This window comes from Acidithiobacillus sp. (genome assembly GCF_023229925.1).
Classification (GTDB): Bacteria; Pseudomonadota; Gammaproteobacteria; order Acidithiobacillales; family Acidithiobacillaceae; genus Acidithiobacillus.
In genome coordinates this window covers 1,270,100-1,295,527 of record NZ_JALNYM010000001.1, presented here as the reverse complement: position 1 = coordinate 1,295,527, position 25,428 = coordinate 1,270,100, and the positions used below count along the sequence as shown (strand labels likewise).

General features: G+C 57.6%; 26 protein-coding genes. 6 read left to right on the top strand and 20 right to left on the bottom strand.

Features of this window, described 5'->3' with window-relative positions; all coding sequences use genetic code 11:
* The first annotated feature begins 5 nt into the window (after window positions 1-5).
* Together pnp and M0P56_RS06550 are read left to right on the top strand one after the other, a co-directional pair.
* On the top strand, window positions 6-2,084 hold the full coding sequence (gene pnp, locus M0P56_RS06555) for a polyribonucleotide nucleotidyltransferase (RefSeq protein WP_291509232.1): 2,079 nt from the start codon (window positions 6-8) through the stop codon (window positions 2,082-2,084).
* A 25-nt stretch (window positions 2,085-2,109) separates the two neighbouring features.
* Window positions 2,110-3,360 (top strand): pitrilysin family protein, encoded by a 1,251-nt coding sequence (locus M0P56_RS06550; protein ID WP_291509231.1) that lies wholly within the window; start codon window positions 2,110-2,112, stop codon window positions 3,358-3,360.
* Window positions 3,361-3,362: 2 nt separating this feature from the next.
* On the opposite strand, the gene gloB is transcribed toward M0P56_RS06550, so the two are convergent.
* Entirely contained in the window at window positions 3,363-4,115 is a 753-nt protein-coding gene (gene gloB / locus M0P56_RS06545) for a hydroxyacylglutathione hydrolase (RefSeq protein WP_291509230.1), read from the bottom strand.
* Window positions 4,116-4,226: 111 nt separating this feature from the next.
* Between gloB and M0P56_RS06540 the strand changes: the two genes are divergently transcribed.
* Genes M0P56_RS06540 through dnaQ form a run of 3 tightly spaced genes read left to right on the top strand, consistent with a single transcriptional unit; the run spans window position 4,227 to window position 6,201 of the window.
* A complete protein-coding gene (locus tag M0P56_RS06540; protein WP_291509229.1) occupies window positions 4,227-5,027 on the top strand; it encodes a methyltransferase domain-containing protein in 801 nt (266 codons plus the stop codon).
* A complete protein-coding gene (gene rnhA / locus M0P56_RS06535; RefSeq protein ID WP_291509228.1) occupies window positions 5,009-5,485 on the top strand; it encodes a ribonuclease HI in 477 nt (158 codons plus the stop codon). The genes M0P56_RS06540 and rnhA overlap by 19 nt, the downstream gene beginning before the upstream one ends.
* Window positions 5,476-6,201, top strand: a complete 726-nt coding sequence (gene dnaQ, locus M0P56_RS06530; RefSeq protein ID WP_291509227.1) for a DNA polymerase III subunit epsilon — start codon at window positions 5,476-5,478, stop codon at window positions 6,199-6,201. Before rnhA ends, dnaQ begins: the two co-directional genes overlap by 10 nt.
* Window positions 6,202-6,233: 32 nt before the next feature.
* Here the strand turns inward: dnaQ and gloA are convergent, their stop codons facing one another.
* The 7 genes from gloA to M0P56_RS06495 form a co-directional block, all read right to left on the bottom strand.
* Window positions 6,234-6,641 (bottom strand): lactoylglutathione lyase, encoded by a 408-nt coding sequence (gene gloA, locus M0P56_RS06525; RefSeq protein WP_291509226.1) that lies wholly within the window; start codon window positions 6,639-6,641, stop codon window positions 6,234-6,236.
* A 10-nt stretch (window positions 6,642-6,651) separates the two neighbouring features.
* Entirely contained in the window at window positions 6,652-6,969 is a 318-nt protein-coding gene (locus M0P56_RS06520) for a pyrimidine/purine nucleoside phosphorylase (protein ID WP_291509225.1), read from the bottom strand.
* Between the two features lie 5 nt (window positions 6,970-6,974).
* Window positions 6,975-8,174 carry an argininosuccinate synthase gene (locus M0P56_RS06515; protein ID WP_291509224.1) on the bottom strand — a complete coding sequence of 400 codons (1,200 nt, stop codon included), beginning with the start codon at window positions 8,172-8,174 and terminating at the stop codon, window positions 6,975-6,977.
* A 3-nt stretch (window positions 8,175-8,177) separates the two neighbouring features.
* A complete protein-coding gene (gene argF, locus M0P56_RS06510; RefSeq protein ID WP_291509223.1) occupies window positions 8,178-9,113 on the bottom strand; it encodes an ornithine carbamoyltransferase in 936 nt (311 codons plus the stop codon).
* Window positions 9,110-10,276 carry an aspartate aminotransferase family protein gene (locus tag M0P56_RS06505; RefSeq protein ID WP_291509222.1) on the bottom strand — a complete coding sequence of 389 codons (1,167 nt, stop codon included), beginning with the start codon at window positions 10,274-10,276 and terminating at the stop codon, window positions 9,110-9,112. Before M0P56_RS06505 ends, argF begins: the two co-directional genes overlap by 4 nt.
* The gene (locus M0P56_RS06500) at window positions 10,276-11,502 is read right to left on the bottom strand and encodes an aspartate kinase (RefSeq protein WP_291509221.1); all 1,227 of its coding nucleotides are present in this window, start codon (window positions 11,500-11,502) and stop codon (window positions 10,276-10,278) included. The genes M0P56_RS06505 and M0P56_RS06500 overlap by 1 nt, the downstream gene beginning before the upstream one ends.
* Before the next feature lie 106 nt (window positions 11,503-11,608).
* Complete coding sequence (locus tag M0P56_RS06495) at window positions 11,609-11,830, bottom strand: DUF2892 domain-containing protein (protein WP_291509220.1); 222 nt, start codon at window positions 11,828-11,830, stop codon at window positions 11,609-11,611.
* Between the two features lie 279 nt (window positions 11,831-12,109).
* On the opposite strand from M0P56_RS06495, the gene M0P56_RS06490 reads away from it, so the two are divergent.
* On the top strand, window positions 12,110-12,337 hold the full coding sequence (locus M0P56_RS06490) for a hypothetical protein (protein WP_291509219.1): 228 nt from the start codon (window positions 12,110-12,112) through the stop codon (window positions 12,335-12,337).
* A 351-nt stretch (window positions 12,338-12,688) separates the two neighbouring features.
* Here M0P56_RS06490 and M0P56_RS06485 read toward each other — a convergent pair whose 3' ends face one another.
* From M0P56_RS06485 to M0P56_RS06430, 12 genes are all read right to left on the bottom strand, one after another.
* On the bottom strand, window positions 12,689-13,669 hold the full coding sequence (locus tag M0P56_RS06485; protein ID WP_291509218.1) for a hypothetical protein: 981 nt from the start codon (window positions 13,667-13,669) through the stop codon (window positions 12,689-12,691).
* Between the two features lie 35 nt (window positions 13,670-13,704).
* A complete protein-coding gene (locus tag M0P56_RS06480; RefSeq protein ID WP_291509217.1) occupies window positions 13,705-14,973 on the bottom strand; it encodes a pesticin C-terminus-like muramidase in 1,269 nt (422 codons plus the stop codon).
* 39 nt (window positions 14,974-15,012) lie between these two features.
* Window positions 15,013-15,909 (bottom strand): TadE/TadG family type IV pilus assembly protein, encoded by an 897-nt coding sequence (locus M0P56_RS06475; RefSeq protein ID WP_291509216.1) that lies wholly within the window; start codon window positions 15,907-15,909, stop codon window positions 15,013-15,015.
* Window positions 15,899-17,611 (bottom strand): ATPase, T2SS/T4P/T4SS family, encoded by a 1,713-nt coding sequence (locus M0P56_RS06470; RefSeq protein ID WP_291509215.1) that lies wholly within the window; start codon window positions 17,609-17,611, stop codon window positions 15,899-15,901. Before M0P56_RS06470 ends, M0P56_RS06475 begins: the two co-directional genes overlap by 11 nt.
* Before the next feature lie 11 nt (window positions 17,612-17,622).
* Entirely contained in the window at window positions 17,623-18,978 is a 1,356-nt protein-coding gene (locus M0P56_RS06465; RefSeq protein WP_291509214.1) for a pilus assembly protein N-terminal domain-containing protein, read from the bottom strand.
* Between the two features lie 16 nt (window positions 18,979-18,994).
* Complete coding sequence (gene cpaB / locus M0P56_RS06460; RefSeq protein WP_291509213.1) at window positions 18,995-20,056, bottom strand: Flp pilus assembly protein CpaB; 1,062 nt, start codon at window positions 20,054-20,056, stop codon at window positions 18,995-18,997.
* 9 nt (window positions 20,057-20,065) lie between these two features.
* Window positions 20,066-20,233, bottom strand: coding sequence for a hypothetical protein (locus tag M0P56_RS06455; protein WP_291509212.1), 168 nt, complete (start codon window positions 20,231-20,233; stop codon window positions 20,066-20,068).
* Window positions 20,234-20,244: 11 nt separating this feature from the next.
* Window positions 20,245-20,919, bottom strand: coding sequence for a hypothetical protein (locus tag M0P56_RS06450; protein WP_291509211.1), 675 nt, complete (start codon window positions 20,917-20,919; stop codon window positions 20,245-20,247).
* The gene (locus tag M0P56_RS06445; RefSeq protein ID WP_291509210.1) at window positions 20,920-21,738 is read right to left on the bottom strand and encodes a hypothetical protein; all 819 of its coding nucleotides are present in this window, start codon (window positions 21,736-21,738) and stop codon (window positions 20,920-20,922) included.
* 112 nt (window positions 21,739-21,850) lie between these two features.
* Window positions 21,851-23,482, bottom strand: a complete 1,632-nt coding sequence (locus M0P56_RS06440; RefSeq protein WP_291509209.1) for a pilus assembly protein TadG-related protein — start codon at window positions 23,480-23,482, stop codon at window positions 21,851-21,853.
* Window positions 23,483-23,578: 96 nt separating this feature from the next.
* Window positions 23,579-23,857: a pilus assembly protein gene (locus tag M0P56_RS06435; protein ID WP_291509208.1), complete on the bottom strand. Its 279-nt coding sequence runs from the start codon at window positions 23,855-23,857 to the stop codon at window positions 23,579-23,581.
* 435 nt (window positions 23,858-24,292) lie between these two features.
* Window positions 24,293-25,423: an OmpA family protein gene (locus tag M0P56_RS06430; RefSeq protein ID WP_291509207.1), complete on the bottom strand. Its 1,131-nt coding sequence runs from the start codon at window positions 25,421-25,423 to the stop codon at window positions 24,293-24,295.
* Window positions 25,424-25,428: the final 5 nt, after the last annotated feature.

Here is a 25,428-nt window from a genome sequence, read left to right as displayed (position 1 = left end):
AGGTCTTGACCATCATTCGAAAAGAAGTAGATTTTGGCGGTCGCCGCCTGCAACTGGAAACGGGCCGTATGGCGCGCCAGGCAGACGGTGCGGTACTGGTTTCTAGCGGGGATACTGTCGTTCTGGTGACGGCAGTGGGCCGCCGGGAGGTGAAGCCGGGCCAGGATTTCTTTCCGTTGACGGTCAACTATCAGGAAAAGGCCTATGCAGCGGGCAAAATTCCTGGTGGTTTTTTTAAGCGTGAAGGGCGACCTGCTGAAAAGGAGACGCTGACCTCACGGCTGATTGATCGGCCCATCCGGCCGCTCTTTCCCAAGGGCTTCATGAACGAAGTGCAGGTTATCGCCACGGTACTGTCGGTGGATCGTGATAATGATCCCGATATCCTGGCGCTGGTCGGTGCTTCGGCGGCCCTGGCGATTTCCGGCATTCCGTTCAATGGTCCGATTGGTGCGGCCCGGGTGGGTTATATCGACGGGCAGTATGTGTTGAACCCCAGTTACTCGCAGTTGACCACTTCGCAACTGGATCTCGTGGTGGCAGGGACCCGGCAGGCGGTACTCATGGTCGAGTCCGAGGCGCAGCAATTGTCCGAAGAGATCATGCTGGAAGCGGTGATGTTCGGTCACGCGCAGTTCCAGCCGGTTATCGAGACGATTGAAGCCTTGGCACGGGAAGCCGGTAAGTCGCGCTGGGAGTGGGTGGCGCCGGTGGCCGATGAGGCCTTGGGCGTGCTGGTGCGCGAGGAGGCCACGCGGCTCTTGCAGGAAGCTTATGCGCTGACGGAGAAGCAGGCACGCAGCAAGCGTCTGGAAGAAGTGCAGCAGTCCATGGCGACAGCCTTTGCCGCGGGAGATGCACAGCGCGGCGATCTGGTGCGTGGCCTGTTGAAAAAAATCGAAACCAGCATTGTGCGCGGACGTATTTTGGATGGCGCGCCGCGCATTGACGGCCGGGACAGCAAGACGGTGCGTCCCATTACTATCGAGACGGGCGTGTTACCGCGGACCCACGGCTCGGCGCTCTTTACCCGGGGTGAAACCCAGGCCCTCGTGGTGGCGACCTTGGGCACTAAGGGCGATGAGCAGATCATTGACGCCCTGCAAGGGGAGAGTCGTGATCGCTTTATGCTGCATTATAACTTTCCACCGTTCTCTACCGGAGAGACGGGTATGGTGGGTTCCCCCAAACGCCGGGAAATCGGCCACGGGCGCCTCGCCAAGCGTGCAGTAGCGGCGGTCCTGCCCGGTAATAGCGAATTCCCGTACAGCTTGCGAGTGGTCTCCGAAGTGCTGGAGTCCAACGGCTCTTCCAGCATGGCCACCGTTTGCGGTGCCTCCCTGGCGCTGATGGATGCGGGGGTGCCGCTCAAGGCGCCGGTGGCGGGTGTGGCCATGGGCCTCATCAAGGAAGGCGACCGCTTTGCCGTTCTCACCGATATTCTCGGTGATGAAGATCATCTGGGCGATATGGATTTCAAGGTGGCAGGCACAGAACAGGGGGTGACTGCCCTGCAGATGGATATCAAGATTGATGGAATCACCCGGGAAATCATGGCGCAGGCGCTCAAGCAGGCCCTGGCCGGGCGACTGCATATCCTTGGACTCATGAATAATGTGCTGTCCACAGGCCGCGGCGAATTGTCCGACTATGCACCGCGTATTATCACCATTCAGATTAATCCGGATCGCATCCGCGACGTCATCGGACCGGGCGGCAAGGTCATCCGTGCCCTGACCGAAGAAACCGGCGCGACCATTGATATTCAGGACAACGGTACGGTAACCATCGCTTCTGTGGACGGTGAAGCGGGCGCGGCAGCAAAGCGGCGTATCGAATTGCTGACGGCGGATGTGCAGGTCGATACTATTTATGATGGCAAGGTGGCCAAGATCATGGATTTCGGTGCCTTTGTGACGATTCTGCCGGGACGGGATGGTCTGTTGCACATTTCCCAGATCAGCAACGAGCGGGTCAGCGATGTCCACGACCACCTCAAGGAAGGGCAGACGGTGCGCGTCAAAGTTCTGGAGGTGGATCGTCAGGGCAAGATCAAACTGAGCAGTAAGGATATTCCGCAATAAGCTGTCCGCCGATATCACTATAAATATGGTTGAACGCCGCCTGACGCGCGCCGCCGAATCGCTCTGCACAACGCTGGATAACGGTGTGACGGTGATCAGTGAGCGCCTGCCCGGACGTCGGAGTGTGGCTTTGTCTCTGACCGTCGGCAATGGCAGTCGGGATCAGGCCCCGAACGAAAACGGCTTTGCTCATTTGTTGGAACACATGCTCTTCAAAGGTAGCACGGAGCGCGATGGCGATGCGCTCAATGCAGCGATGGAGTCGCTGGGGGGCACCATCAATGCGTTTACGGATCGCGAAAGCACGGTGTTTCACGGGACCGTGCTGGCGGAAGACGCTGCGGAAGCATTTGCTCTGCTGACCGAGCTGTTGACGAAACCGCGTTTTGACCACGCTGACCTGCGTCTTGAAAAGCGGGTAGTTGCGCAAGAGGCGGCCATGGCTGCTGAGGATGTGGAGGATTGGGCGCAGGAGCGTGCCCTCGCAGAAATCTGGGGGGCGCATCCTCTGGCCTGGCCGGTGCTGGGGAACGCACAGTGTATCCGTTCGGCCAGTCGGAAGCGCTTGCAAGCCTATCACCAGCGGGTCCTCGCCGAATCGCCACTGATCGTCGCCGCCGTCGGGGAAGTGGAGCATACGGCACTCTGTGCCTGGGCGGCGGCGGCTTTCCGGGAACCGCGCCATGGCGCCCGTGCTGCAATGCCCACCCCGCTGTTTCATGGCGGACAGAAACGCCTGCGCCGTGCCCAGGCGCAACAGGCGCATCTGATCTGGATGGCGCCAGCTTGCAGCGTTGCTGCGAAGGACTATCTGGCTTATGTGGTGGCCAACGCCATACTGGGTGGTGGCACCGCGTCCTATCTGTTCCGCGAACTGCGTGAAAAACGGGGGCTGGCCTATCAGGTGTTTTCCCATCTCGATCCCCTTCGTGATTGCGGGGAGTGGACGCTCTATGCGGCCACACCGGGGGCGCAGCAGGCTCAAGCGGCAGGAGCCATGGCGGAGGTTCTGACGACATTACTGGAGCATGGACCGACGATGGAGGATATGGCTTGCGCGAAGCGCAGCCTGCGGATTCAGCTCCTGCTGGGGCAGGAAGATGCGGAAATTCGCATGAGCCGCCTGACGCGACAATGGCTGTATCTGGGGCGCCTAGTACCGGTGGAAGAGTCCCTTCAGACCCTTGCCGCGGTGGACGCTGAAGCCGTGCGGAGGGTCTTGCGTAAGGCCTGGGCCGAGCGTTTTGAACTGATGTGCCTGCCGACACGGCGCTGAACTCAGGAAAAATGATCTTTCCAGCGGCGTAGCGTGCCGAAGACGCGGACAGGGTCGTTGCCGGTGTCAGGGTCGAAGGTGTTGGCACTGTGGATCAAGGCGGGCTCATGGCAGCGCAGGAAAGGGTTGCTGGCGCACTCCAGGCTCATGCTGGAGGGTAAGGTGGGTTCATTGCGCGCGCGCTGTGCGGAGGCCATTTTTTGGCGCAGCGCAATGATCGGATTCTGCGGATCGACCTGTGCTGCGAAGCGCAGGTTGCTGAGGGTGTATTCGTGAGCACAGTAGACGGCGGTATCCCCCGGCAATCCGGCGAACTGCTGCAGACTCTGAAACATCTGCGCTGCGGTGCCCTCAAAGAGGCGCCCGCAACCAGCGGCGAAGAGGGTGTCTCCACAGAAAAGCGCGTCTTTCCAAACGTAGGCGAGATGATCGCGGGTATGCCCGGGTACTTCCAACACGGTGAGCAACTCCGTGTCCAGCGCTAAGAGGCCCGCGCGAACGGTGTGAGTGAGTTGCGGGATGCGCTGGTTGGCGCCATAGACCGGTATGCGGAAATGTTGCGCCAGTGCTTCCACGCCACCGGTGTGGTCCGCATGATGGTGGGTGCAAAGAATGGCGCTGGGGCGGAGCTGATGTTCAGCGCACCAGGCGAGAACGGGCTCTGCACAACCGGGGTCGATAATCCATGCGCCTTTGGGTGTTTCTGCGGCGTAGATGTAGTTATCCGTGAAGGCCGGGATAAAATGAATGGGCATTTTTGCATCTCGCTACGGGCAAGGTACCATAGGTCCATTATGGCATTGAATTGGGGTACCCGACGCTAGTGTTTTCTTTTTTCGCTGCTGCTGCAAGGCCATTGCGCTGATATGCAGAGTCTGGGACGCCGCAGTCGACCGCGGGCGCGTCGTGCCGCTGTCTGGTGGGATGGTAGTAGCGGCCGCCTCTTGCTGGACCGAGCCCGGGATATTCTGCCGCGCTGGGTAGAACGCCTACAGCCGCAGACTATTCTGCAACTCGGGCAACCCGTTTTCTGGGGGCTACCGCCCGGCCACGAGCACACCTGGGTGTTGCTCAATGACGGTTTCGCCCTACCTTCCGACGAATATCTGCAAGCCTATGGTGCCTATGAAGCGATGCCCTTTGCGGCCATGCGTTTTGATCTGGTTATCGCCCCTTTTTGTCTTACCCGGATAGCCAATCCGCAGGCGGTGCTGGAAGAGTGCTGGCGGGTGCTGCGCCCCGAGGGACATGTGCTAATTATGGATTTCAACCCAGGAGGCAGTCTGAGTGTGGTCCGGCGCTGGCACCTCTGGCGCCGGGACCGCGCCTGGCCGTGGCGGCGGCCCTTCCTGCCCCTGGGACGACTGCGTACCCTGTTGGAAGAGCAGGATTTTGTTCTGCGCGAGGGACGCTACTTTCAATATTCCGTGCCGGGTTTGAAGCGCAATGCGCAGTGGCTGGAGCTGATGGGCGACCGCTGGTGGCCAGCAGGGGCCAACGCTTATTTGATGCTGGCGCAACGGCGTGATCCCGAGCGCCCACTGGTCGGCGCGTTGCGTCCGCTCAAGTGGCGTTCCGGGCGTCAAAAAGTCCGTTCCGAAGCACCCGTTGCTTATGATGGCCCCAATCCTGCCGAGAGCCCTGCGTTATGCCAAAAGAAATCATAGATGTATTCACCGATGGTGCTTGTCGCGGTAATCCGGGTATGGGGGCTTGGGGTGCATATCTGCGGCTGGCCGGGCAGGAGAAGGTCTTATGGGGCTTCGTCCCGGAAACGACGAACAACCGGATGGAGTTGACCGCGGCTCTGCGCGGCCTCGAGGCACTCAAGCGTCCCAGCGTCGTGCGGGTAGTCAGTGACTCCCGTTATCTGCGCGATGGTATGACCCAATGGCTGACTGGCTGGCAGCGCCGGGGCTGGCGGACTGCGGGTGGGGATGCGGTCAAAAATCGGGATATCTGGGAGCTATTGGCGGCCGTGGCGGCACGTCACGAGATCCAGTGGGAGTGGGTGAGAGGGCACTCGGGGCATATCGAGAATGAACGGGTGGATGCGTTGCTGAATCTAGTTATGGATCAGCATGCAGCGGGCGGGCAGGTACAGGAGGGCGAAGGATGGCTATGAGGCAGGTGGTGCTGGATACGGAAACCACGGGTATCGACTGGAAGCAAGGGCATCGGGTGATTGAAATCGGGGCCGTGGAGCTGATCGACCGGCGGGTAACGGGGGTGCATTACCAGCAATATCTCAATCCGCAGCGCAGCAGTGATCCGGAGGCCTTGCGGGTGCATGGACTGACCGACGAGTTTTTGCAGGATAAGCCGGGTTTCGTTGAGGTCGCGGACGCCTTTCTGGACTTCCTGGGTGACGCGGAACTCATTATTCACAATGCGCCTTTTGATTTGGGTTTTTTGAACTATGAACTGCAGCAGGTGGCAAGAGCACCGTTGCGGCAGGCGGTGATGGATACGCTGGTGGATGCGCGCCGCCGTCATCCGGGCCAGAAAAATGATCTAAACAGTTTGTGCCGACGCTATAATGTGGACAACAGCCGTCGTGATCTGCACGGTGCCTTGCTGGACTGCGAGATACTCGCTGAGGTCTATCTGGCCATGACGGGTGGCCAGGTGGATATGATGGGACTGTTGGGGGCGGTGGGTGGCTCCCATGCCGTAGTGGAAACTCAACGCTCTGGGGATGGTCGGAACGCGGTCATGCCAACGCCATTAGCGCGACCGCGCGACCCCTTGCGGGTGATTCGCGCCAGTTCCGAGGAGTGCGCGGCTCATCAGCAATATTTGCGGAATATGGGAGTCGCGGCATTGTGGTCTGAGGATTAAAAAGGGATGACCTGAGTGCGCAACTTCGCCGTTCAGGCCGGATATTCGGCAAAGTCTGCTTTGCGCTCGATCAACTCGATGCGGTAGCCATCGGGGTCTTCCACGAAGGCGATGACGGTGTTGCCGTGCTTCATGGGCCCGGCCTCACGCACTACCTTTCCACCCCGCTGGCGGATGCCGTCACAGGCCGCCACGGCATCTTCTACTTCAATGGCGATATGCCCGAAGCCGTCGCCGAGATCGTAATGTTCCACGCCCCAGTTATAGGTCAGCTCAATGACCGCCCCGGCATTCTCGTTCTGATAACCGACGAAGGCCAGGGTAAATTCGCCCTCGGGGTAATCGTTACGGCGCAGGAGATGCATGCCGAGCACCTCTGTGTAGAAGGCGATGGCGCGATCCAGATCGACGACGCGAAGCATGGTGTGTAGTATGCGCATGAGAATCTCCTTAACTTGAAAGCAGGTAATCCAGAGGCTCCACCACTTCTATCCGGTAGCTCTGGTTGGCAGGAATGACCATGCTGTCGCCAGCATGCAACTCCTGAGTGTCGTTGGACCCGTCGGCGCGATAATAGGCTATTCCACTGAGTATCTGGATGGTTTCTGTTACCTCGCTGCGCAAAGTATAGATGCCCGGGTGCAGCAGGGTGAGACTGTGCATGCTGCCATCGGCGAGAATAACGCTACGCTCACTACGCCGCCCGTCTAGAGAAATGCGGCTCGCCTTGCCCAGCGCATTGGCCAGTACATGCGGTTCGGGAGCCATTGCCGTTAACCCTGCAAACGCTTTTCGATGCGCAGACGCAACGCATTGAGCTTGATGAAGCCCTCGGCATCTTTCTGATTGTAGGCGCCCGCATCATCTTCAAAGGTGGCGATACGTGGATCAAAGAGACTCTCCTGCGACTGCCGTCCCACTACCATACAACTCCCTTTGTAGAGTTTGAGGCGCACCACGCCATTGACCAATCGCTGGGTTTGATCGATGAGCGTCTGCAGGGCGCGGCGTTCCGGGCTCCACCAGAAGCCGTTGTAAATGATACTGGCGTAGCGGGGCATGAGCTCATCCTTGAGATGGGCGACTTCCCGGTCCAGGGTGATGGATTCGATAGCGCGATGTGCTTTGAGTAGAATGGTGCCACCGGGAGTCTCGTAGCAGCCCCGGGATTTCATGCCGACGTAGCGGTTTTCGACAATATCCAGGCGCCCGATGCCATGCTCGCCGCCGACGGTGTTGAGGTGCGCCAGCAACTGCGCAGGATTGAGCGGCTCGCCGTCGATGGCGATGGGGTCGCCGTGCGCGTAGGTGATCTCCAGATAACGGGGCTGGTCTGGCGCGTGCTCCGGCGCCGTGGTCCAGCGCCACATGCTGTCTTCGGCTTCCGCCCAGGGGTCTTCGAGAATGCCGCCTTCATAAGAAATATGCAGCAGGTTGGCATCCATGGAGTAGGGGGATTTCTTGCCGTGGCGCTCCACCGGAATGCCATGCCGTTCGGCGTAGGCGAGGAGTTTTTCGCGGGAGTTCAGATCCCATTCCCGCCAGGGGGCAACCACCTGAATGTCCGGATTGAGGGCGTATGCCCCCAGTTCAAAACGCACCTGATCGTTACCCTTGCCGGTAGCCCCGTGGGCGACGGCATCGGCACCCACGTCGGCGGCGATTTCTACCATGCGCTTGGCAATGAGGGGCCGGGCGATGGAGGTACCCAGCAGGTACTCGCCCTCGTAGAGAGTGTTGGCGCGGAACATGGGGAACACGTAATCACGGACGAATTCCTGGCGCAGATCATCAATGAAGATTTCCCTGGCGCCAAGCTTCTCGGCCTTGGCGCGCGCCGGTTCCAGTTCTTCACCCTGGCCGATGTCGGCGGTGAAGGTGACCACATCGCACTGATACTGATCTTGCAGCCACTTGAGGATGACCGAGGTATCCAGACCACCGGAATAGGCGAGAACGACTTTCTTGACCATGCATCAATCTCCTTGCAGTGCGGCCACGGGGCCGATGCCAAATAATAATTCCATCAGGGCTTTCTGGGCGTGGAGGCGGTTTTCCGCCTCTTCCCAGACGACAGACCGTGGTCCGTCGATGACTTCGGCGCTGACCTCCTCGCCACGGTGGGCAGGAAGGCAGTGCATGAATAAGGCGTCCGCCGCCGCGGTGGCCATGAGCGTGGCGTTGACCTGGAAGGGGGCGAGAATCGCCTTGCGTGCGGCGGCCTCTTCTTCCTGGCCCATGCTGGTCCAGACGTCGGTGACAATCAGGTCGGCACCGCGCACCGCGGCCACGGCATCATGCAGGATCGTGACGTGATTACCGCCGGTCTGCCACATTGCGGCCGTCGGTGCGTAACCCGCCGGGCTGCCGACGCGCAGTTGAAAGTCGAAAATCTGCGCGGCTTCCATCCAGGAGTGGGCCATATTATTGCTGCCGTCGCCGATATAGGCCACGGTCCTGCCGCGCAGATCACCCCAGTGTTCCGTCGCCGTCATCAGGTCGGCGAGGAGCTGACAGGGGTGGTGGTCGTCGGAGAGACCATTGATCACCGGTACCCGCGAGGCGGCAGCAAAGCGGATGAGATTGTCGTGACCGAAGGTGCGGATCATCACCATATCGACCATGCGCGAGATCACTCTGGCGGTGTCCTCGATGCTCTCGCCGCGCCCCAGTTGGGTATCCCGTGGCGAGAGGAAAAGGGCGTGACCGCCCAGTTGCGCCATACCCGTCTCAAAGGACACGCGGGTGCGGGTGGAAGATTTTTCAAAGATCATCGCCAGTGTCCGGCCCGCGCAAGGGGCGTAGCGCTCACCCGCACGCTGGATTTTCTTCAGGGCGATGGCACGCTGCAGGAGCGCCCGCAGTTCGGCGGGGCTGAGATCGGAGAGGCGCAAAAAGTGACGGACGTTCATGACGCGGATTCCAGAAGGCTGGCCAGGCCAGCGACGAGGAGGTCGATTTCTGCCTCTTGCAGAATCAGTGGCGGCAACAGACGAATTACCCGTTCGGCAGTGACGTTGATGAGCAGGCCCGCCTCCAGAGCGCGTTCCACCAGACGCTCGGGCTTATGGGCCAGTTCGATACCAACCATCAGACCCATGCCGCGCACCTCCACCACCTCGGGATGCTGGCCGAGGCGCGCGCGTAGACGCTGGCGGAGCAGAACCCCCATTTGTTCCGCATGGGCGGGGATGGCCTCTTGCTGCATGGTGTCGAGCACGGCCTGGGCGGCGGCGCAGACCAGAGGCCCACCGCCGAAGGTAGTGCCGTGTTTACCCGGTCCAAAGAGCGCGGCGGTGGACTGGCGGGCCAGCATGGCACCGATGGGTACCCCGTTGCCCAGCCCTTTGGCTAGGCTGAGCACGTCGGGCCGTAAGCCGGGAATCTGCTGATAGGCGAAGAAGGCCCCGGTACGGCCGATGCCCGTCTGCACTTCATCCAGCATCAGGAGCAGTCCGTGCGCGTCGCAGACCTCCTGCAGTCCGGTCAGAAAACCTTCAGGCGCCGGGCGCACACCGCCTTCGCCTTGCACCGGTTCGACGAGAATGGCGCAAATGCCGGGGTTGGCCTGAACCAGCGCGCGGACGGTGTGGAGATCGCCATAAGGGGCGCGCACAAAGCCCGGCATCAGGGGGCTGAAGCCTTCCTGGATGCGGAAATTACCGGTGGCCGTCAGTGCCGCCAGGGTACGGCCATGAAAAGCGTTACTGAACACCAGAATCTGCGGTTCGGCGATGCCTTTGCCGTGACCGTGGAGGCGGGCGATTTTGATGGCCGCCTCATTGGCCTCGGCACCGCTATTGCAGAAAAAGGCTGCATCCATCCCACTGATGGCGCAGAGGGTGTCAGACAGTTTTTCCTGCGCCGGAATATGGTAGAGGTTGGAGGTATGCAGCAGTTGCCCGGCCTGGGTCTGCAAGGCACGGGTAACGGCCGGATGGCTGTGCCCCAGGCCACAGACGGCGATTCCTGCCAGGGCGTCCAGATAACGGCGTCCCTCGGTATCATAGAGCCAGACGCCCTCACCGCTTGCGAAAGCGACTGGCAGCCGGGCATAAGTGGACATGAGTGGCATCAGGCTGGTGCCTCCCCGTCCAGGGCGAAAGCGGCGTGCAGAGCCCGCACCGCGAGTTCCAGATATTTTTCTTCAATGACGACGGAGATCTTGATCTCGGAGGTGGAAATCATCTGGATGTTGATGTTTTCCCGCGCCAGGGTTTCAAACATGGTGGCGGCGATACCGGCATGGGAGCGCATCCCAACGCCCACCACGGAGACCTTGACGATATGGGTGTCGCCCCGCACGTCCTCGGCGCCGAGCTCTTGGGCCACGCCCTGGAGAATATCGCGGGCCTTGGCGAAATCATTGCGGTCCACCGTGAAGGTGAAGTCGGTTTTACCCGCCTCCGAAACATTCTGGAGGATCACATCCACATTGATATTGGCCGCGGAAATCGGACCCAGAATGGCATAGGCGATGCCCGGATGGTCGGGCACGCCGACGACGGTGATTTTCGCCTCATTGCGGGAGAAGGCGATGCCGGAGACGCGGGGAGCTTCCACAGAATTTTCCTCATTGGTGACCAGGGTGCCGGGTCCATCCTGAAAAGACGACAAAACCCGCACGGGAACATGGTATTTCATGGCGAATTCGACGGAGCGGGTTTGCAGAACCTTGGCACCGAGGCTGGCCATTTCCAGCATTTCTTCAAAGGTGATGCGATCCAGGCGGCGCGCCCGGGATTCCACCCGGGGGTCGGTGGTGTAAATGCCGTCCACGTCCGTGAAGATATCGCACTCATCGGCATGCAGGGCGGCCGCCAGGGCCACGGCGGTGGTATCGGAACCGCCGCGACCCAGGGTAGTGATATTGCCATGCGGATCGACCCCCTGAAAACCCGCCACGACCACAACCTTGCCGGCATCCAGCGCCGCCCGGATATTGTGATCGTCAATATGCTCAATGCGCGCTCGGTTATGGGCCGAGTCGGTCATGATGGCGACTTGCCCGCCGGTGAACGAAATGGCGGGTTGACCGATACGCTCCAGAGCCATGCTCAGCAGCGCAATGGTGACCTGCTCGCCGGTGCTGAGCAGGGTGTCCAGCTCGCGCTCGGCCGGAGCATCGGCCAGGGCGCGCGCCAGTTGCAGGAGACGGTCCGTCTCGCCCGACATGGCGGAAACCACCACCACCACCTGATGACCGGCGCGATGACTGGCCGTGACCCGCTCCGCAACGGCCCGTATGCGTTCCACGCTGCCCACGGAAGTACCGCCAAATTTCTGTACGATGAGTGCCATTTTCAGTGATTGTATGAAAAATTAAGGGCAAATGATAAATCGTTGCGGCGGGGTCTGTACAGGACGCGCTGCGGGCGCCGTTTGCGGCGCCGCGCCCGTCGTGAGCTCAGCGATCGGCTACGGAGCCTGGCGCTGGTGCGGCTTTGGGTTTTTTGAGCAGGGAATACACGGGGCAGTAACCGAACACGCCGCTGGCGATGATGAGCAACCCGGAAAAGGTCCATTCCTTGTAGGGGAAGGGATTGACGAAATAGACCAGAAAAATGATGGCGCCGAAGTAAATGCGCAGCCAGCGTTCGGTGGTGTTCATGTTTTTGACGACTTTCATGGTCCTGCGCCTCCGCAAATCAGAGAACCACATGCGGGTTAGACTATAGGTCTGATCGGGATGCCCCGCAACCACATCCCGAATTCCGCGATGTATGAATGCCTGGCGCACCACCTCTAATAATCGATCTCACTCTGGTATCTGGAGGCCAGCACTGTGTCCACCTTAGCGTTGGGCGATGATGTGCCCGTGCGCGGCCGCTTTTGAGGTAGCAACTAGATCTCAAAATGCCAGACATCAAATGTCATCTTGCACACTTGGGGGCATCCATATTAAGTCATGAACGACACTATCCGCCAACTCCGCATTACCCATCTCCAGAACTATCGCCATATCCTGCTGCTGCTGCGCGGCACACATATTGCAGCCATCGATATGGATCTCAATGTGGTGCGCAGCGAGTTGCAGGCGCTCTATATGAACGCGGACGGCTGCAGCCTATTTTGCGCGTTGATGATCTCGTCGCGCGTGGAACGCATCGAGCAGCGGTTGGCACTCGCAGACTAGCCTGCTTGACTTGGGCGGCGTTTTCAAAAAACCCGAACGCCGCTGCGTGATGGAGACGAAATATCCGGCATTGGACCCGGCTCCGTTGCTGTTCTGACCGGGGACGCGCTTACAGAACCAGGATCGCCGGCCACCCGTTTTGTGGGCGAAACGGGTACCTGTCCGCGTCACTTTGCAACCGAATTGTTTCCACTTGGGCGCGAGACAGTGCATGCCGACCCGCTGGCACGAGGCCCCGGATGGGCGTTTCCGGTATGTCGTCAAAGGCCGAACCAGTCGTGCCATTTCCGATGTGCGCCGATGCAACACGGACGAAGCACACCGTGATCATTTTGTGGGACTTTGGTCGGATCATTGCCAGAACAATCCCGGAGAGATATTGCCGGACACGGCGGGCAAGGGCAGAGGACAGCGGTTGACCAAGGTTTTGTTCGGGTCCTTTTGCGGGCAACTGAGGCGGTAGGCCAGGATGGGCACGGGGATGGACTCGGCGGCTCTGCAGCGGGCGGCGTCGGCACCGCCGCAGTCCACATTGAAGCCGAGGATGCTCGCCACTGCCCAGGCGCGGAGAGCGGACAGGTTTTGGGCAAGGGCCTGGGGATCACGCACGAACAGGGTGATGCGAGCGTTTGCATCCAGCTCCGGCCGGGTCTTGTCCTGGGGTAGGCCGAGATAAATGCCATCCACCGCGCCCAGCAACTGTACGGCACCCTGGTGGTTGACCACGGCTAGGGACTGGACGGTAGCATTGTGCGGCTGGAAGCCCCAGACGAGGGTGTTGCCGTTCGGTAGCGCCATGTGGGGGAGGGGATAAATATCCATGCCCCGCTGGATGCGCTGCAGGAGCGGCGCCGGCTTGTGGTCGGGGTTTTGGAAGATTGCCCCACCCGCAAAACGCTGCAGAGCAGCCGCTTCCAGGGGGGCTTGCTGGTGTTCTCTGATGTCGCGTAGCGCAAAACTACGTTTGCGCATGGTTTCGAGGACGCAGTCTCCATCACTGCCGCAGGCTTCGAGTTTCTTTTCGAAGACCGTTTGGCTTGCCAGCAGGTGAGTGCATTCGGGGGTGCCCACGCCAGCCGCGCGGAGGGCTTGCTTGTAGGCATGCATTAACGAGCTGTCAAATAATAGAAGATTATCGGTCCAATGCTTTGGTTTATAGTAACAAATGGCCTTTTGCAGGGGGGTCTGTGGGTGACTGCAGGTAGGGGCAAACGCGTCGGGGATCTTGGTGGCGATCGCCGGGCAGTTGAGGGGGGCATCTACGGCGCAGGCGCTAAGACTGACGCCGAGGGCTGCACAGAAGCCGATGCCGAGAAGTATGCGTCGTATCATTGGGTGATCTCCTGATTTAAGTGAAGGTGAAAAACTCAGGCCCAGCGCGCACGCCGTGGGTTTTGCCACCACGCCGAGCGATTGATGGCGGCGGATGGCTTGGGTGTGCAGGGATCCCCTCTTTTCGGCAGAGAGTTATTGTTGATCGCATCGGTCAACATCTTTGCGCGCCGCAGGAAGCGGTCTTCAAACTTTGCCCACTTCGCCGTTGTCGAGAGTTGTCTGAACGCTTCTGCCGCTTTTTGCCATTCCCCCCGATAGTAATATTGGGCGACACTCTGAATATAGGCATGGTATTTCATATCGGTGAGTGTGGTTTGCACGGTGGCAGGTAAGGACCAGAAATTCATCTTCGGCCTGGAGTTTTTATTGAAAAGTGCCGCTGCATCTTCGGCATAGCCATGTTTTACCGCAGAAGAAATAAACTCCGCTTCTAATGGGCTAAGGTACGGATATTGACCATTATCTTTGTAATATTTATTGAGAGTAGAGACAGATACATCTTTTTGTAACCCAATAAAAGGATTGATACGATTCATTAAAGATCCAATGTCCACATCTGCTGGTTTGCCATATTTTTGCGCCTCAACGTTCATGTAATGTTTTAGGCTGTCTACAGTTTGTTGTCCAAGGTCTACGCCCTGACCGACGGTGACCCCGCTGGAAGCTATGGCTTTTTGTATTGGGTCGCCATTTTTATCTCTTTTGAATTTTGGCCCTAAATTCTTACCTGTTTTGATGTCGGTATTGAAAGCGCCGGGCACGTAGAAATCAAGCATTGCACCCTCGTTCTTTTTTATAAAATCATAGTCCACCCGATCATCGGAAGAACAAACTGCGGTCGGTTCTTTGGGCTTCTGACTTTGATGATCAGTTGCATTCTGTGTGGTCGTCTTTTTAGGCGCTGGCTGAGAAGACGCCTGATAAATGGGGCTATCATCTCGCGGATAACAGACCTTTCTCTGCAGAGCTTCGAGGCGCTCTTCGTAGGCCGTCTTGACACAGGCGGCGTCTGCGCCGCAGGCATTCCTCCTTTGGAGCCATTTCTGTTGTGCTGTCTTGGTCTCGGTGATGAGGTGGGTGTAATGTCCGGTGTCGGAGAACGCCTTCATGAATTTGTTGTAAACAACCGTAAGATCCCGATTCAAAATGAGAAGTTTCTTGTCTCCACAAATGGTTTGCTCATTAAAGTTTGATGCCTTGCTACAATCAATAGCTTCAGCATCGCCGGGGAGTGTGGCACATATAGTCATCACCAGGACGCTCAACGGCATTGAGGCGAATAATTGGGGGGTATGCCGCATCTTTCTGGTCTCCTAAATGCCTATGGACTGCGTTTTCATTTAGTGCACACAAAATTCCGGATCTGGGGGCGGTGTGTAGTCGCCAATGTCAGGAGCCGGTAAGGGGTTAAGCGAATTGACCTCCTCCGTGGGTTCTGGGAAGTTGCTATTTCTATTCTGCCCTGGCTCCACCGTCGCCTGGCTCGGCAACCCCTCCGCCAGTACCGGACTTTGCATCCGCATCACCGCCTCGGCCTGCATGAGAATCCCCCAGCGGATTTTGCCATCAACGCCTGTCACCGGACTCAGGCGGACGCCAAAAAGGCTGGGTAGGCCTAAATTTTTCAAGCCCGTATCCATCTGGTAGATGCCCCGACCAATCTGATCGATGAAGGGCACGATGAGTGGTTGAACAGTCGTGATCTGCACCTTCAGAAGGGTCGCGTCCTGCACGGACAGATGGCTTCCGCTGCCCACGCTGGTCCGGCGATAGCCGAGATGGTCTACCGGTATCGCCCTGACCCAGGCACCTGATGCATCGCGAGTCTGTTCCGCAAAGTCGTCAAAGGCCTCCCGGGTGGGGTTGAGCACCCGGATAGTGGCCTGGCCTGCTGCGACTTTGGCGGTAGCGTAGCCTTGAGCAAGAGCAGCCAGGTTCTGGCCGTGGGTATAGAGCGGCGTCAGCCCGCGGGCCAGGGCATCACGCATGGCCTCGACACTAGCCCCGTGTAAAGTTCCCGCCCGTACTGCCTCCTGGGTAGCGACTTCCAGTTGGGCGCGGGCTTGATAGAGTAATGCTGCCTGAAAGGTGCCGAGCAGAGCGAGCAGCAAGGCGGGTGCGGCAATGGCGAATTCCACTGCGCTGGCACCAGCCTCCCTGCGGGCGGCTGCGTTTGGTAAGCCGCGCCGCGGCCCGCGTGCCATCTGCTTCGTCCCGGTGCGGATCCTACGCCCCATGATGCACGTCCTCCCGCCCTCGCAAGGGCTCCTCGGCCTGGAAGATGGACAAATCCACCGGCAAGCCGCGTTCGCGCATGACTTCGTAGAATTCCGGCACCGCCCCGGTAGCACGAAAGATGCCCTGCACCCTGCCCTCGGCACCATAACCCCGTTGTTTGTATGTAAACAGCTCCTGCAACTGGATGGTGCCGCTCTCGGTACCCGTCACCTCGCAAATGCTCGTCACCTTGCGCGAGCCGCAGGAAAAGCGGGTGATCTGAACGATGATGTCCACTGCCGAGGCGATTTGCTCGCGGATGGCCGTGAGTGGTAAGTCCATGCCCGCCATCAGCACCATAACTTCCAGCCGGGAGAGCATGTCGCGGGCCGTGTTGGCGTGGGCGGTGGTGAGGGAGCCGTCATGGCCGGTGTTCATAGCCTGCAGCATGTCCAGTGCTTCGCCGCCGCGACACTCGCCCACCACGATGCGGTCGGGACGCATGCGCAGGGCGTTGCGCACCAGTTCGCGGATGGGAATCTGGCCTTTGCCCTCCATGTTGGCGGGGCGCGCCTCCAGTGAGACTAAATTGGGCTGATAGAGGCGCAATTCGGCCGCGTCTTCAATGGTCACAATGCGCTCGTGATCGGGGATGTAGTTGGAGAGCACGTTGAGCAGGGTGGTCTTGCCCGAGCCGGTGCCGCCGGAAATGATGATGTTCTTGCGCTGCTGCACGCAGACCTGAATGAAATGAGCCATGCGCGCATCAATGGAGCCGTAGGCCATGAGATCCTCCATCTGCAGGCGCTTCTTGGAGAACTTGCGGATGGTGATGCAGGCGCCTTTCAGGGACAGCGGCGGGATGACGGCATTGACGCGGGAGCCGTCGGCCAGGCGCGCGTCCACTAGCGGCGAGCTTTCGTCAATACGGCGGCCGATGGGGGCGACTATGCGGTCGATGATGTGCCGTACCGCGAGATCACTGCTGAACAATGCCGGAGCCGCCAGCAACTTACCCTGCCGCTCGATAAAGACTTCATCAAAGCGGTTGACCATGATCTCGGTGATTGAGGCATCGGCCAGGAAGTCCTCCAGAGGGCCGAGGCCTACCGCTTCGTCCAGCACCTCTTTGACGAGGCGTTGCCGGTCGATCTCCGGGGTTGGGTTCATTCGCCAGACCACTTCCCGCACCAGTTCGCCCACCATGCGGCGGAGTTCTTCGGGAGACAAAGCACCAAGATCGACACGGCGCAGGTCCATCTGACTGCGCACTGTCTCGTGGACCGCCCGCACCAGCGCGAGCCAGGGGGCGTCGTAGACGGGACGAACCCACTCTGGCACAGTTTCTACTACTTTGAGGAGCGTAGCCGGCGACACGGGGATGCTGCTGTCATCCTCTGCGGAGATTGGAGTGGGCAGATCCTCGCCATCGAAACGCGGCAAAATTTGCAGCCGATATCCGGCGACGACAATCTCGTCATGGGCCTCCACCGGCCCATAGGCGCGCATGCGTTCGCCGTTGACCAGCACCGCGCCAAAGCTGCCCAGTCCCTCAATATAAACCCCACCCTGCTCGGCATATATCCGCGCATGTTCCTTACCAATATTCCAGCCCTCCATGCGCAGATGGACATGCTCTGCTTTACCCAGCAGGCAGACACCATCGCTGGGCGTAATCTCCTGGGTTCCTGTTTTGGGATGTGACGCGCGGACTATAAACATGGGGGGTTCTCCTAACGGATAATGCCTTTGTCGGGATTTCTTTTGTACATATTTTCGAGATAACGGGCATGAGATTCAGCGTCGATGTTCTCTAACGAGTTGGCAGTGATTACCTTGGGAGTGACCAGGAACACTAAATCTGATTCGTTATTCCTAAAGTCGTCTGATTTGAAAAGGTATCCGAGAATTGGAATGTTGCCCAGCCCGGGTATTTTATTGCTGTTTTGTGAAAGACTATGATCCACCAGTCCGGACATAACCAGCGTTTCCCCATCTTTCAGGTTGATTTCTTCCTGAGTACGGCTGGTAAAGAATCCAGGCACACCTCCGACGGTGAGAGAGGGATCAATATTACTTATTTCCGTGAATATTTTCAGGCTGACATTATTCCGGTCATCTGCTACCGGAGAGAATTTAAGGCGAATGCCAAAATCCTTGAAGATCACTGAGGTCTGGCCGAAACCAATGGCTAATGGAATCGGAATTTGCCCACCCGCCAGAAATTCAGCAGGTTCTTTACTGCCGCTCTTGGCACTGAGCTTGGGGTTGGCGATCTCGTAGGCATCCCCGTTTTGCAAGGCGAAGTTAATACGCGAGGCAACAGAAGCGATGATGCCAAAGTTGGTTGCGAAGGGGGCAACCTTCAGGGGCAAATCCTGTAGCCCTGAGCTGGGGAAAGAGAAGTTGGCCAAGGGTCCCCCCGTGCCGTTGGTCGTCGGTACGCCCATGCGGAAATACGGATTGGAGCTGAAGTCGCCGACAATACCCGCCTGTGGGCCAGCCATGGATTGATTCCAGTTCACCCCGAGGCTACGGAAAAAGTCCTTTTTCATTTTGAGGATTTTGACATCCAGGAGGACTACCTTTTCCATTCTCAGCGGTTCTTTCTCCGCGAGGTTTACCAGGTTCTGATAGACCGCTTTGAGTTTTTCTATCCTGCTCAAATCCTCTTCAGAAAGATTCTTGCCATCAATAATGACTTTGTCGCCAACGACGCGTACTTGGGTATTGGGGTTCTTGCCGAGAAGGCTGGAAATCTCTTCGGCAGCGCGTCCGACATCCTTGGGCGAAATGACCACACGTGCGGCGCTTTCTTCCCCGTTTTTGTACCAAAGATGCAGGTTCGTCTCGCCCGCACCCTCGGCCAGCAAGAGTAATTCTTTGCCATCGACGAGGGTAACGCTGAGGATTTTTCCATTGCCCACGGCTACCCGTTTCACGGTATTCGTCGTAATGATTTTTACCTGGCCAGAGTACATGGAAATACTCGACTGGTTATCTAATTCCAAGTCGCCTTTGGCGCAGGCCAAGGCGGGTAATATCAAGGTAAATATGGCCGCAGCCAGGGATTTTTTAATCATCTTCATCGTGAACGATTTCCTGTCAGGGCTGTGGCAAGGGTGGGACGTAGGAGAACGGCAAGTATTTCATTTGGCTGCCTGGCGTATGGTCGGACAGTGCGTTGCCGTTGCCGCCGGGGACAGAACTGTCCGTAGCTCTGGCTGAAGGGTGCGACGTGCCCGCGGTTTGCACATGGGCGATGCTCGGGCCGCCGGTGCCCGAAGATCCGCCGGCAATATATTCCACACCCGCCGCCGCATGCGGATAGCCGATAATGTCGTGCAGTGACACGGTGCGTTTGGGCCAGGCACTATTTTTGTCATTGCCGCGCAAATCCAGACGGATTTCTCCACTCTTTTGCGCGACCAGAATCTTTTGTGCTTGCAGTGGCGTGACTTCGAGGGTGATTGTGCTATAGCCTTCGGCGCTGCTGTTGCCCCCGTTGGCGGATAAATCCTTTCCGGTCGCGATGACTTTCAGGTTTTGCCCCAAAAAGCGCACTAAAGCACCCTCCGGGGCTGCAGGCGTCATTTGCACGTTGGTGATGGAGCCCGCGGCGGCATTGGTGCGAACATCCGCCTGGGTAATCCACAACATGTCGACGCGGTCCCCCGGGCGGAGCATTTTGTCCATGGAGTTCTCGGAGTTCACGGAAATCGTCAGCGCGATATGCTGGCTGTCCAAAACGTCCGCAGGACTCTCCGTGGAACTGAACATGGAGAGCGTTAATGGTTTACCACGCTCGGCAGGGAAAAGTAACCGTTTGTACTCAATTTTATTGAAATCGGTATCCGTGACGACGCCGCCCGGCGCACTATCTGCAGGAATGTTGCGTCGGGCGACCATGGACAGAGTAAGCACCGTCTTGGCAGGCAGATTTTCGATGGGCACCACTACCGGAATGGTGCTTTCCTTTTTAGAGGTCAACTCGCGGAGCAGTCGCTGCTTCAGGGCGGACTCTTGGGCATCCAGGGACTGCACGGCGAGGAAGGCCGCGCCCAGCCCTGCCGAAATGGCGACGGCCAGCAAAATCCAGCCGGTAAGCGCACGACTTTTCTTTTGCAGCATCGGTGGTATGGACTCGGGTTTGATCGGGGTCGACACGGGAACTCCTCAGAAAGGCAGGGTGGCGATGGAGGCAGCCCAGGAAAAATCGCTGGAAAATTTACGCAGCGCGTCCATGATCTGGGCAATGGGACTAGGGTCGCCGATAAACAGCAACCCGAGCGCGAAGACCGCAACAATGGCGTACTCAATACTGGACTGGCCTTTTTCGTCCATGGACGTGCTTCCTATCGTTGATCCAGGACGATGACTAAGCGGCTTTTACCGGGGCCATCCTCGCCAATAACGACGTCGAGCCGACGATTGTCCTTATTCATGGAGATCACGGAACCGTTGTTACGCATGGCCGGTGCCGGTTGCCATTGTTGTGCGAGCAATGCTTTGTCCAGTGACGCGCGAAGGTTGGCGGCTGGTGTATCGACACGCACATGCAGTACCCGTCCACGGATGCCAGCATCGCTGCTCTCCACGTCCTGAAGCACCAGGGCATCGGCGGGTAAAGGCAGATCGTCGGGCAGGGCGTCGCGTTCGATTTTCTGATTCATGCGCAGGCTGGTGAGCGTGCCGTACGCCGAGTCTCCTTCCATATGCCATTGACTGGTCAGAGAATAAGGCGGAGTAATGCAGCCCTGAATATGCTCGTTGCGGAGCTGATTTTCGGTGTAGGATCCTTTCAGTTTCGCGCAGGCTTCTACGAAATAGGAACGCAGCCGCTCCTCCTCTGCGCCCACATGGAATTGCACGGCCCTCATATCCACGCCATTGATTTTGAGTTGGCTGGACAAGGGCTCCATGACGGCATTTTCGGGGGCGGGCAGGAGTAGCGCATTGTCGGCGGCGACCGCGATAGCCGGGCTGGTGAGGAAAAACGCCGCGCACAGCGTGGTAGCTCGAAGCTTCATCTATTTGCCTCCACTGGGGTAAGGTTGAAGGCGATCGCCATACTGTACCTCGGGGTCGATATGCCCGGACTCCAGACGATTCAACTCAGGGAAGAAAAAACCGCCCACGGACTTGACGGTATTCACGGCACCATTATCCAGGTAACCGGTGGGCAGGAGTTGTTTGACGATGCGCACCTCTTCGGCGGGACCATTAGCGGTCCAGGCATCCGTGAGCACGGCTGCCTGCGCCGCAAATTGCGGTCCTCGAGCGAGTGGGTTATCGGGCAGGTAGGCGTATCCCGGCAGCCTTTCCAGCTGAACCCCGACAGTGGCGACCATCGGTCCCGTCATGCGCAGGGGGATGTCGGTCAGTTTCATGAGCGTTCCTAAAAACTTCATGGATACGCCCGTGGATATAGGCTCCTCGTGGGTGGCCACCTGGATATTGGCGAGGTCGCGCAACAGGGACTGTCCATCATGTCGGGCCAGAATCGGATCTACGTTTTGCCCACTCCCCGTATTGGCATTCGATAAGCGCGCATTGTGCGGGCCAAAAAATCGCACGGCCGCCTCATTACGCAGGTCTGCGTCGCTCTTGATGGCCAACCATTCCCGTCCCTGTGGCGGCTGGTCCCGCCATACGGTGCGTTCCCACACCACATAACGCGCAGCCTCAATCGTGCGTAATTGGGTAAAGCTCCATTTGCCGGTATAGATCACCAGAAAAAAGAGTGGGATGAGTGCAAAGGCTGCCACCACAACGAATTCGGTGAGGGATTGGCCGCGTTCGTCGGGCTGGTTTCCCAATATGGTTGCACGTTTCTTGTAAAATGCCATGCAACCTTTTTCTGCTTTGGTAGCGACAGCGAAGCTAAGGCAGTTAATCACAGAAGTCATTAGTAGTATGTGACGTAACTTGAAAGCTGTTTTTTTCATGAGCAGGCCCTCTTTACTGCTGTAATCCCAGCAGGGCGGCATATCGCGAACGGTCCGTTAAGGTTAAATCCACAAGACGTGCCTCCCAGAATGGGCTGAAGAGGTTCCCACGCTCGTAGTGGCGATCAATGCGTTGCCATAGCGAAGCCGGGCGTCGGAAATAGACCTGAGCCTTGGCAATTGCGCGCACCTGCCCGCTTTGTGCGGTTTGCGGCAGCGCCAAATTCATCTCCTGATGCGCTGCATTTTGTTTGATGCCTAAAGCGGTGCCAGAATCTCTGACGGTTCCTCGTGGGTGTTCTACAAGCACCATGTAAAATGGCATGATATCCGCAGGGTCGCCGTTAGCCCTTTTCAGCGATGGGCTTACGTGATCAAAATCCTGATATCGGGTAATTCCATTGGCAGAAAAACGGTCTGCATCTGCTCCGTTATTTACCATGCCTTTTCCGTAGGAATCTTGCTCATAGGAGTATTCAGATTTAGCCAAGCCGGACGCCTCTGGGTTGGTATTCCAGGATCCCTCGTAGGGAGGGATATATTGAGTTCTTGTATGTGGTGGAAACGGCTCTTCCGTAGATGTGTCGATTTCACGGTAACGGAGTGCAGATTGGAAGTAGTGATAGGGTGAGTCACCCGTTGTCTGCGCGGCACCCCAGCCAAGAGGCGCTTCGGGTAGGGACTCCCATTCCCCAAAAATCGCAAACTTTCTCCGCCACATATGCAAAGAGAGCGTATCCATGCCCGACCAAACATATTTTCCATTTTCCGGGTCGAGCGCAATTTGGGAGGCTCCCTTACGCGGGATATCCCATTTAAGTACCCATAAGTCGTGAGGCACTATGTCACTCAGAAGCTGCAAAGGGATAGGGAGGTCCGAACGGTTGTTCGTAAATCCATCTCGGGAGGCATTGATCATATACGCCATTCTTGCTTGTGCACTTTCTTTATCCCCTCCCCAACGCTTGACGAGATCGCCGCGATTGCTAAAGTACTGACCTAAATTTGTAGCCAGAGCGATACCATTTAGCCTGGCCTCATGATCGTTTAGCTTGACCACCTGTTCGGCCACGGCGGTCATCGCGCCCCCGGGGTTGGTATTCCCACCACCAGGATCAAACACACCGTTGGCCATGTGATAAGCCTCTTGCGAACCACTCAGCGCAGCATCGGCGATGTCCAGCGCCGGAAGAATTACTTTAGAAGCAGTATCGATGCTTTGATCTAATGCGTTGGTAGTTTGGGCAATTGCGTTGGTGATCGTTGCGATAGCCTGTCCGACCGCCGGTATCCAAGACACAAGAGTACCCAGGCGCTGGATATTCTGTCCGAGAGTTTTTACATGATGTGACCAGGAAATCAAACTAATTGTCTGCCCGATAGCAACCTGATTGGCGACCATTGCGCGGTTGGTGTAAGAGATAAAGTTGAGTTCCCTTGCCTCCATTTGCATGGCAGAGAAGGCAGCAGCGTCGGCAGCATTTTGAGTTTTCAGTTTGGTGGCGGTAAGTTGCCCGGTGTTAAAGACGAAGAGGACGGAGAGCAAGATTACAGGGATTAGGAGAGCAGAAAATAAGGCAGCTTGTCCTGATTCTGTATGCTTTCCTGCGGCAGGAGAACCGCGCTGTGGATCAGTATTATGCAACACTACATCCCCTTAATGTATGAGCTGGCATGATCTGAAACGACTTTTCTAAAATCCTTTCAGATCATGGGCGGGGTGAACCCCGCCCGCAGCTAATTACTTGCCCATATCCGATTTGTAATCACTCATGTTTTTCTGCAGGTCTGCATTAATTGTCGCCTGCCCAGCCGTACCTTGGGCTGCTGTAATATCAGAGTCCGCTTTTTTACCAGACAGTTCCTGAGAAATACCTGCCATCTGATGACGCAGTGTCTGCCCAAAGAGAGAAAACGCTGCAATGCCAGTGATCGCAATAAGCGCGACAATTATCAGATACTCTGTCATGCCCTGGCCGCGTTCTGCGTGAGACTTCTGAATAACGAAATAATGTTTCATGTGTCCTCCATAAAATGGGTGGGATCGCATCTACCACGGAAACATTCAAACATAGGCAAAAGTATTGCACAATATGGCCAGAAATCACTGGTATTATGCCGTAATTATATGAAAGATAATATTAATAGTGGCGCTCCGGTTTTGTTATAAAGATGATACAGCTTTGGAAGCGCGGCATTGCGGGTAATTGGGCGACGAGCAGGTGACCGTTACTTTAAAGTAAACATGATTGTGCGCTATTTTTTACTTATATATGTGCCGTAAAATGTTGGATTTTTTGGCAAAAAATAGCGCCGGACAGATTGTTTGGCGCGCTCAGTGATGATGATCTAGGCTTGGTGGTCAGTTATCAAAGATGCCCTGTACCACGCTACGCAAACCCTGCTGTAGCCGGTTAGTTGGTCTCGCTGCGAACGGCGTCTGCAGTGGTGTTAGTCAGTTCGACAGCAGCATGGATGGTGGCTGCAGATCTCCCAGTGATTGGTGTTGGGTTGCTGTGATAGACACAGCTTTGTATGGGGTGGGTGCGCTATTCATTGCGGGCGCATGGGTGGTGGTCGGCGCGATGTCGGCATTTGCAGGCGGGAGCCCGGCGATGGCACCAGGGCTGAGATCGACTACTTCAACCCGGCGGTTTTGTGCCCGCCCCTCATCGGTATTGTTACCTGCTACCGGGCGGGTGGCACCAAATCCGGTAACTTCAATACGTTGCCCAACTATACCTCGCGCTACTAAAGCCGATTTTACGGCCAAGGCACGATTTAACGACAACATCTGATTGTATGCAGCAGAGCCCACTTGATCGGTGTGCCCCTCCAGGCGTACGCGGAGAGAGGGGTGCTGCTCCATAAGTTGGGATAACGCCGTCAGAGTGGACTGCGCATCTGGCCGTAAGGTCGCCTGATTGAAATCAAAGGGTAAGTGCATAGCGAAATGTCCCCGCTGAATCAGGGCGCCCGCCATGCTTTCGCTGGTCAACTGTCCGACATCGCTGCTGACTAGGCCGCTATGCATGGGTTTGGTTTGCACGGCGTATACGGAGGCGTCCTGAGAATGGCCAAACAGGGTGTTATCGTTGATAAATACAATAGTGCGTACACCATCCGTGGCGCGATACTCGGCACTGAGCATGCGGCCATTCTCAAAGCTAAAAATTTCCGCGCCGCCGGTGTAGCGGGTTGGAGCGCCCCGCCACAGTGTTGCTGCCACATCTGCGTCGGGGTTTCTGCAGCCATGATCGGCGCATTGCCACAAGATGTGAAACCCAGCGCGCTGTAGTGCCTGCCGGTAGTTACGGATGAACTCCAGGGGTGAGCGATCTTCCGGTACTTTGTAACGAATGTACGTCACCTGACCCTCTACGGTCTCCGAGTTGGCGAACCCTTTTCTGCCTAAAATCCCGAGGGGAATGGTAGCCTCGTCGTAATGAGCGGTTTTATAACTATCAATGATGCTGCCAGGGTAGCGCCCCAGAAAGGGTAAATCCTGTCCGGGTTCGTCCAGTGCAAAGGCGGAGCCGGTGGTCAGGAGCAACAATAAGCTGATTTGCAGGGTAAAAGTGCGCATGTTCT

What these genes read in the sequence shown, in the direction of transcription:
- M0P56_RS06550 (WP_291509231.1), top strand. Translation starts at nt 2,110, where the DNA reads ATGGTTGAACGCCGCCTGACGCGCGCCGCCGAATCGCTCTGCACAACG.
- gloB (WP_291509230.1), bottom strand. Translation starts at nt 4,115, where the DNA reads ATGCCCATTCATTTTATCCCGGCCTTCACGGATAACTACATCTACGCC.
- M0P56_RS06540 (WP_291509229.1), top strand. Translation starts at nt 4,227, where the DNA reads ATGCAGAGTCTGGGACGCCGCAGTCGACCGCGGGCGCGTCGTGCCGCT.
- rnhA (WP_291509228.1), top strand. Translation starts at nt 5,009, where the DNA reads ATGCCAAAAGAAATCATAGATGTATTCACCGATGGTGCTTGTCGCGGT.
- dnaQ (WP_291509227.1), top strand. Translation starts at nt 5,476, where the DNA reads ATGGCTATGAGGCAGGTGGTGCTGGATACGGAAACCACGGGTATCGAC.
- gloA (WP_291509226.1), bottom strand. Translation starts at nt 6,641, where the DNA reads ATGCGCATACTACACACCATGCTTCGCGTCGTCGATCTGGATCGCGCC.
- M0P56_RS06520 (WP_291509225.1), bottom strand. Translation starts at nt 6,969, where the DNA reads ATGGCTCCCGAACCGCATGTACTGGCCAATGCGCTGGGCAAGGCGAGC.
- M0P56_RS06515 (WP_291509224.1), bottom strand. Translation starts at nt 8,174, where the DNA reads ATGGTCAAGAAAGTCGTTCTCGCCTATTCCGGTGGTCTGGATACCTCG.
- argF (WP_291509223.1), bottom strand. Translation starts at nt 9,113, where the DNA reads ATGAACGTCCGTCACTTTTTGCGCCTCTCCGATCTCAGCCCCGCCGAA.
- M0P56_RS06505 (WP_291509222.1), bottom strand. Translation starts at nt 10,276, where the DNA reads ATGCCACTCATGTCCACTTATGCCCGGCTGCCAGTCGCTTTCGCAAGC.
- M0P56_RS06500 (WP_291509221.1), bottom strand. Translation starts at nt 11,502, where the DNA reads ATGGCACTCATCGTACAGAAATTTGGCGGTACTTCCGTGGGCAGCGTG.
- M0P56_RS06495 (WP_291509220.1), bottom strand. Translation starts at nt 11,830, where the DNA reads ATGAAAGTCGTCAAAAACATGAACACCACCGAACGCTGGCTGCGCATT.
- M0P56_RS06490 (WP_291509219.1), top strand. Translation starts at nt 12,110, where the DNA reads ATGAACGACACTATCCGCCAACTCCGCATTACCCATCTCCAGAACTAT.
- M0P56_RS06485 (WP_291509218.1), bottom strand. Translation starts at nt 13,669, where the DNA reads ATGATACGACGCATACTTCTCGGCATCGGCTTCTGTGCAGCCCTCGGC.
- M0P56_RS06480 (WP_291509217.1), bottom strand. Translation starts at nt 14,973, where the DNA reads ATGCGGCATACCCCCCAATTATTCGCCTCAATGCCGTTGAGCGTCCTG.
- M0P56_RS06475 (WP_291509216.1), bottom strand. Translation starts at nt 15,909, where the DNA reads ATGGGGCGTAGGATCCGCACCGGGACGAAGCAGATGGCACGCGGGCCG.
- M0P56_RS06470 (WP_291509215.1), bottom strand. Translation starts at nt 17,611, where the DNA reads ATGTTTATAGTCCGCGCGTCACATCCCAAAACAGGAACCCAGGAGATT.
- M0P56_RS06465 (WP_291509214.1), bottom strand. Translation starts at nt 18,978, where the DNA reads ATGAAGATGATTAAAAAATCCCTGGCTGCGGCCATATTTACCTTGATA.
- M0P56_RS06455 (WP_291509212.1), bottom strand. Translation starts at nt 20,233, where the DNA reads ATGGACGAAAAAGGCCAGTCCAGTATTGAGTACGCCATTGTTGCGGTC.
- M0P56_RS06450 (WP_291509211.1), bottom strand. Translation starts at nt 20,919, where the DNA reads ATGAAGCTTCGAGCTACCACGCTGTGCGCGGCGTTTTTCCTCACCAGC.
- M0P56_RS06445 (WP_291509210.1), bottom strand. Translation starts at nt 21,738, where the DNA reads ATGGCATTTTACAAGAAACGTGCAACCATATTGGGAAACCAGCCCGAC.
- M0P56_RS06435 (WP_291509208.1), bottom strand. Translation starts at nt 23,857, where the DNA reads ATGAAACATTATTTCGTTATTCAGAAGTCTCACGCAGAACGCGGCCAG.
- M0P56_RS06430 (WP_291509207.1), bottom strand. Translation starts at nt 25,423, where the DNA reads ATGCGCACTTTTACCCTGCAAATCAGCTTATTGTTGCTCCTGACCACC.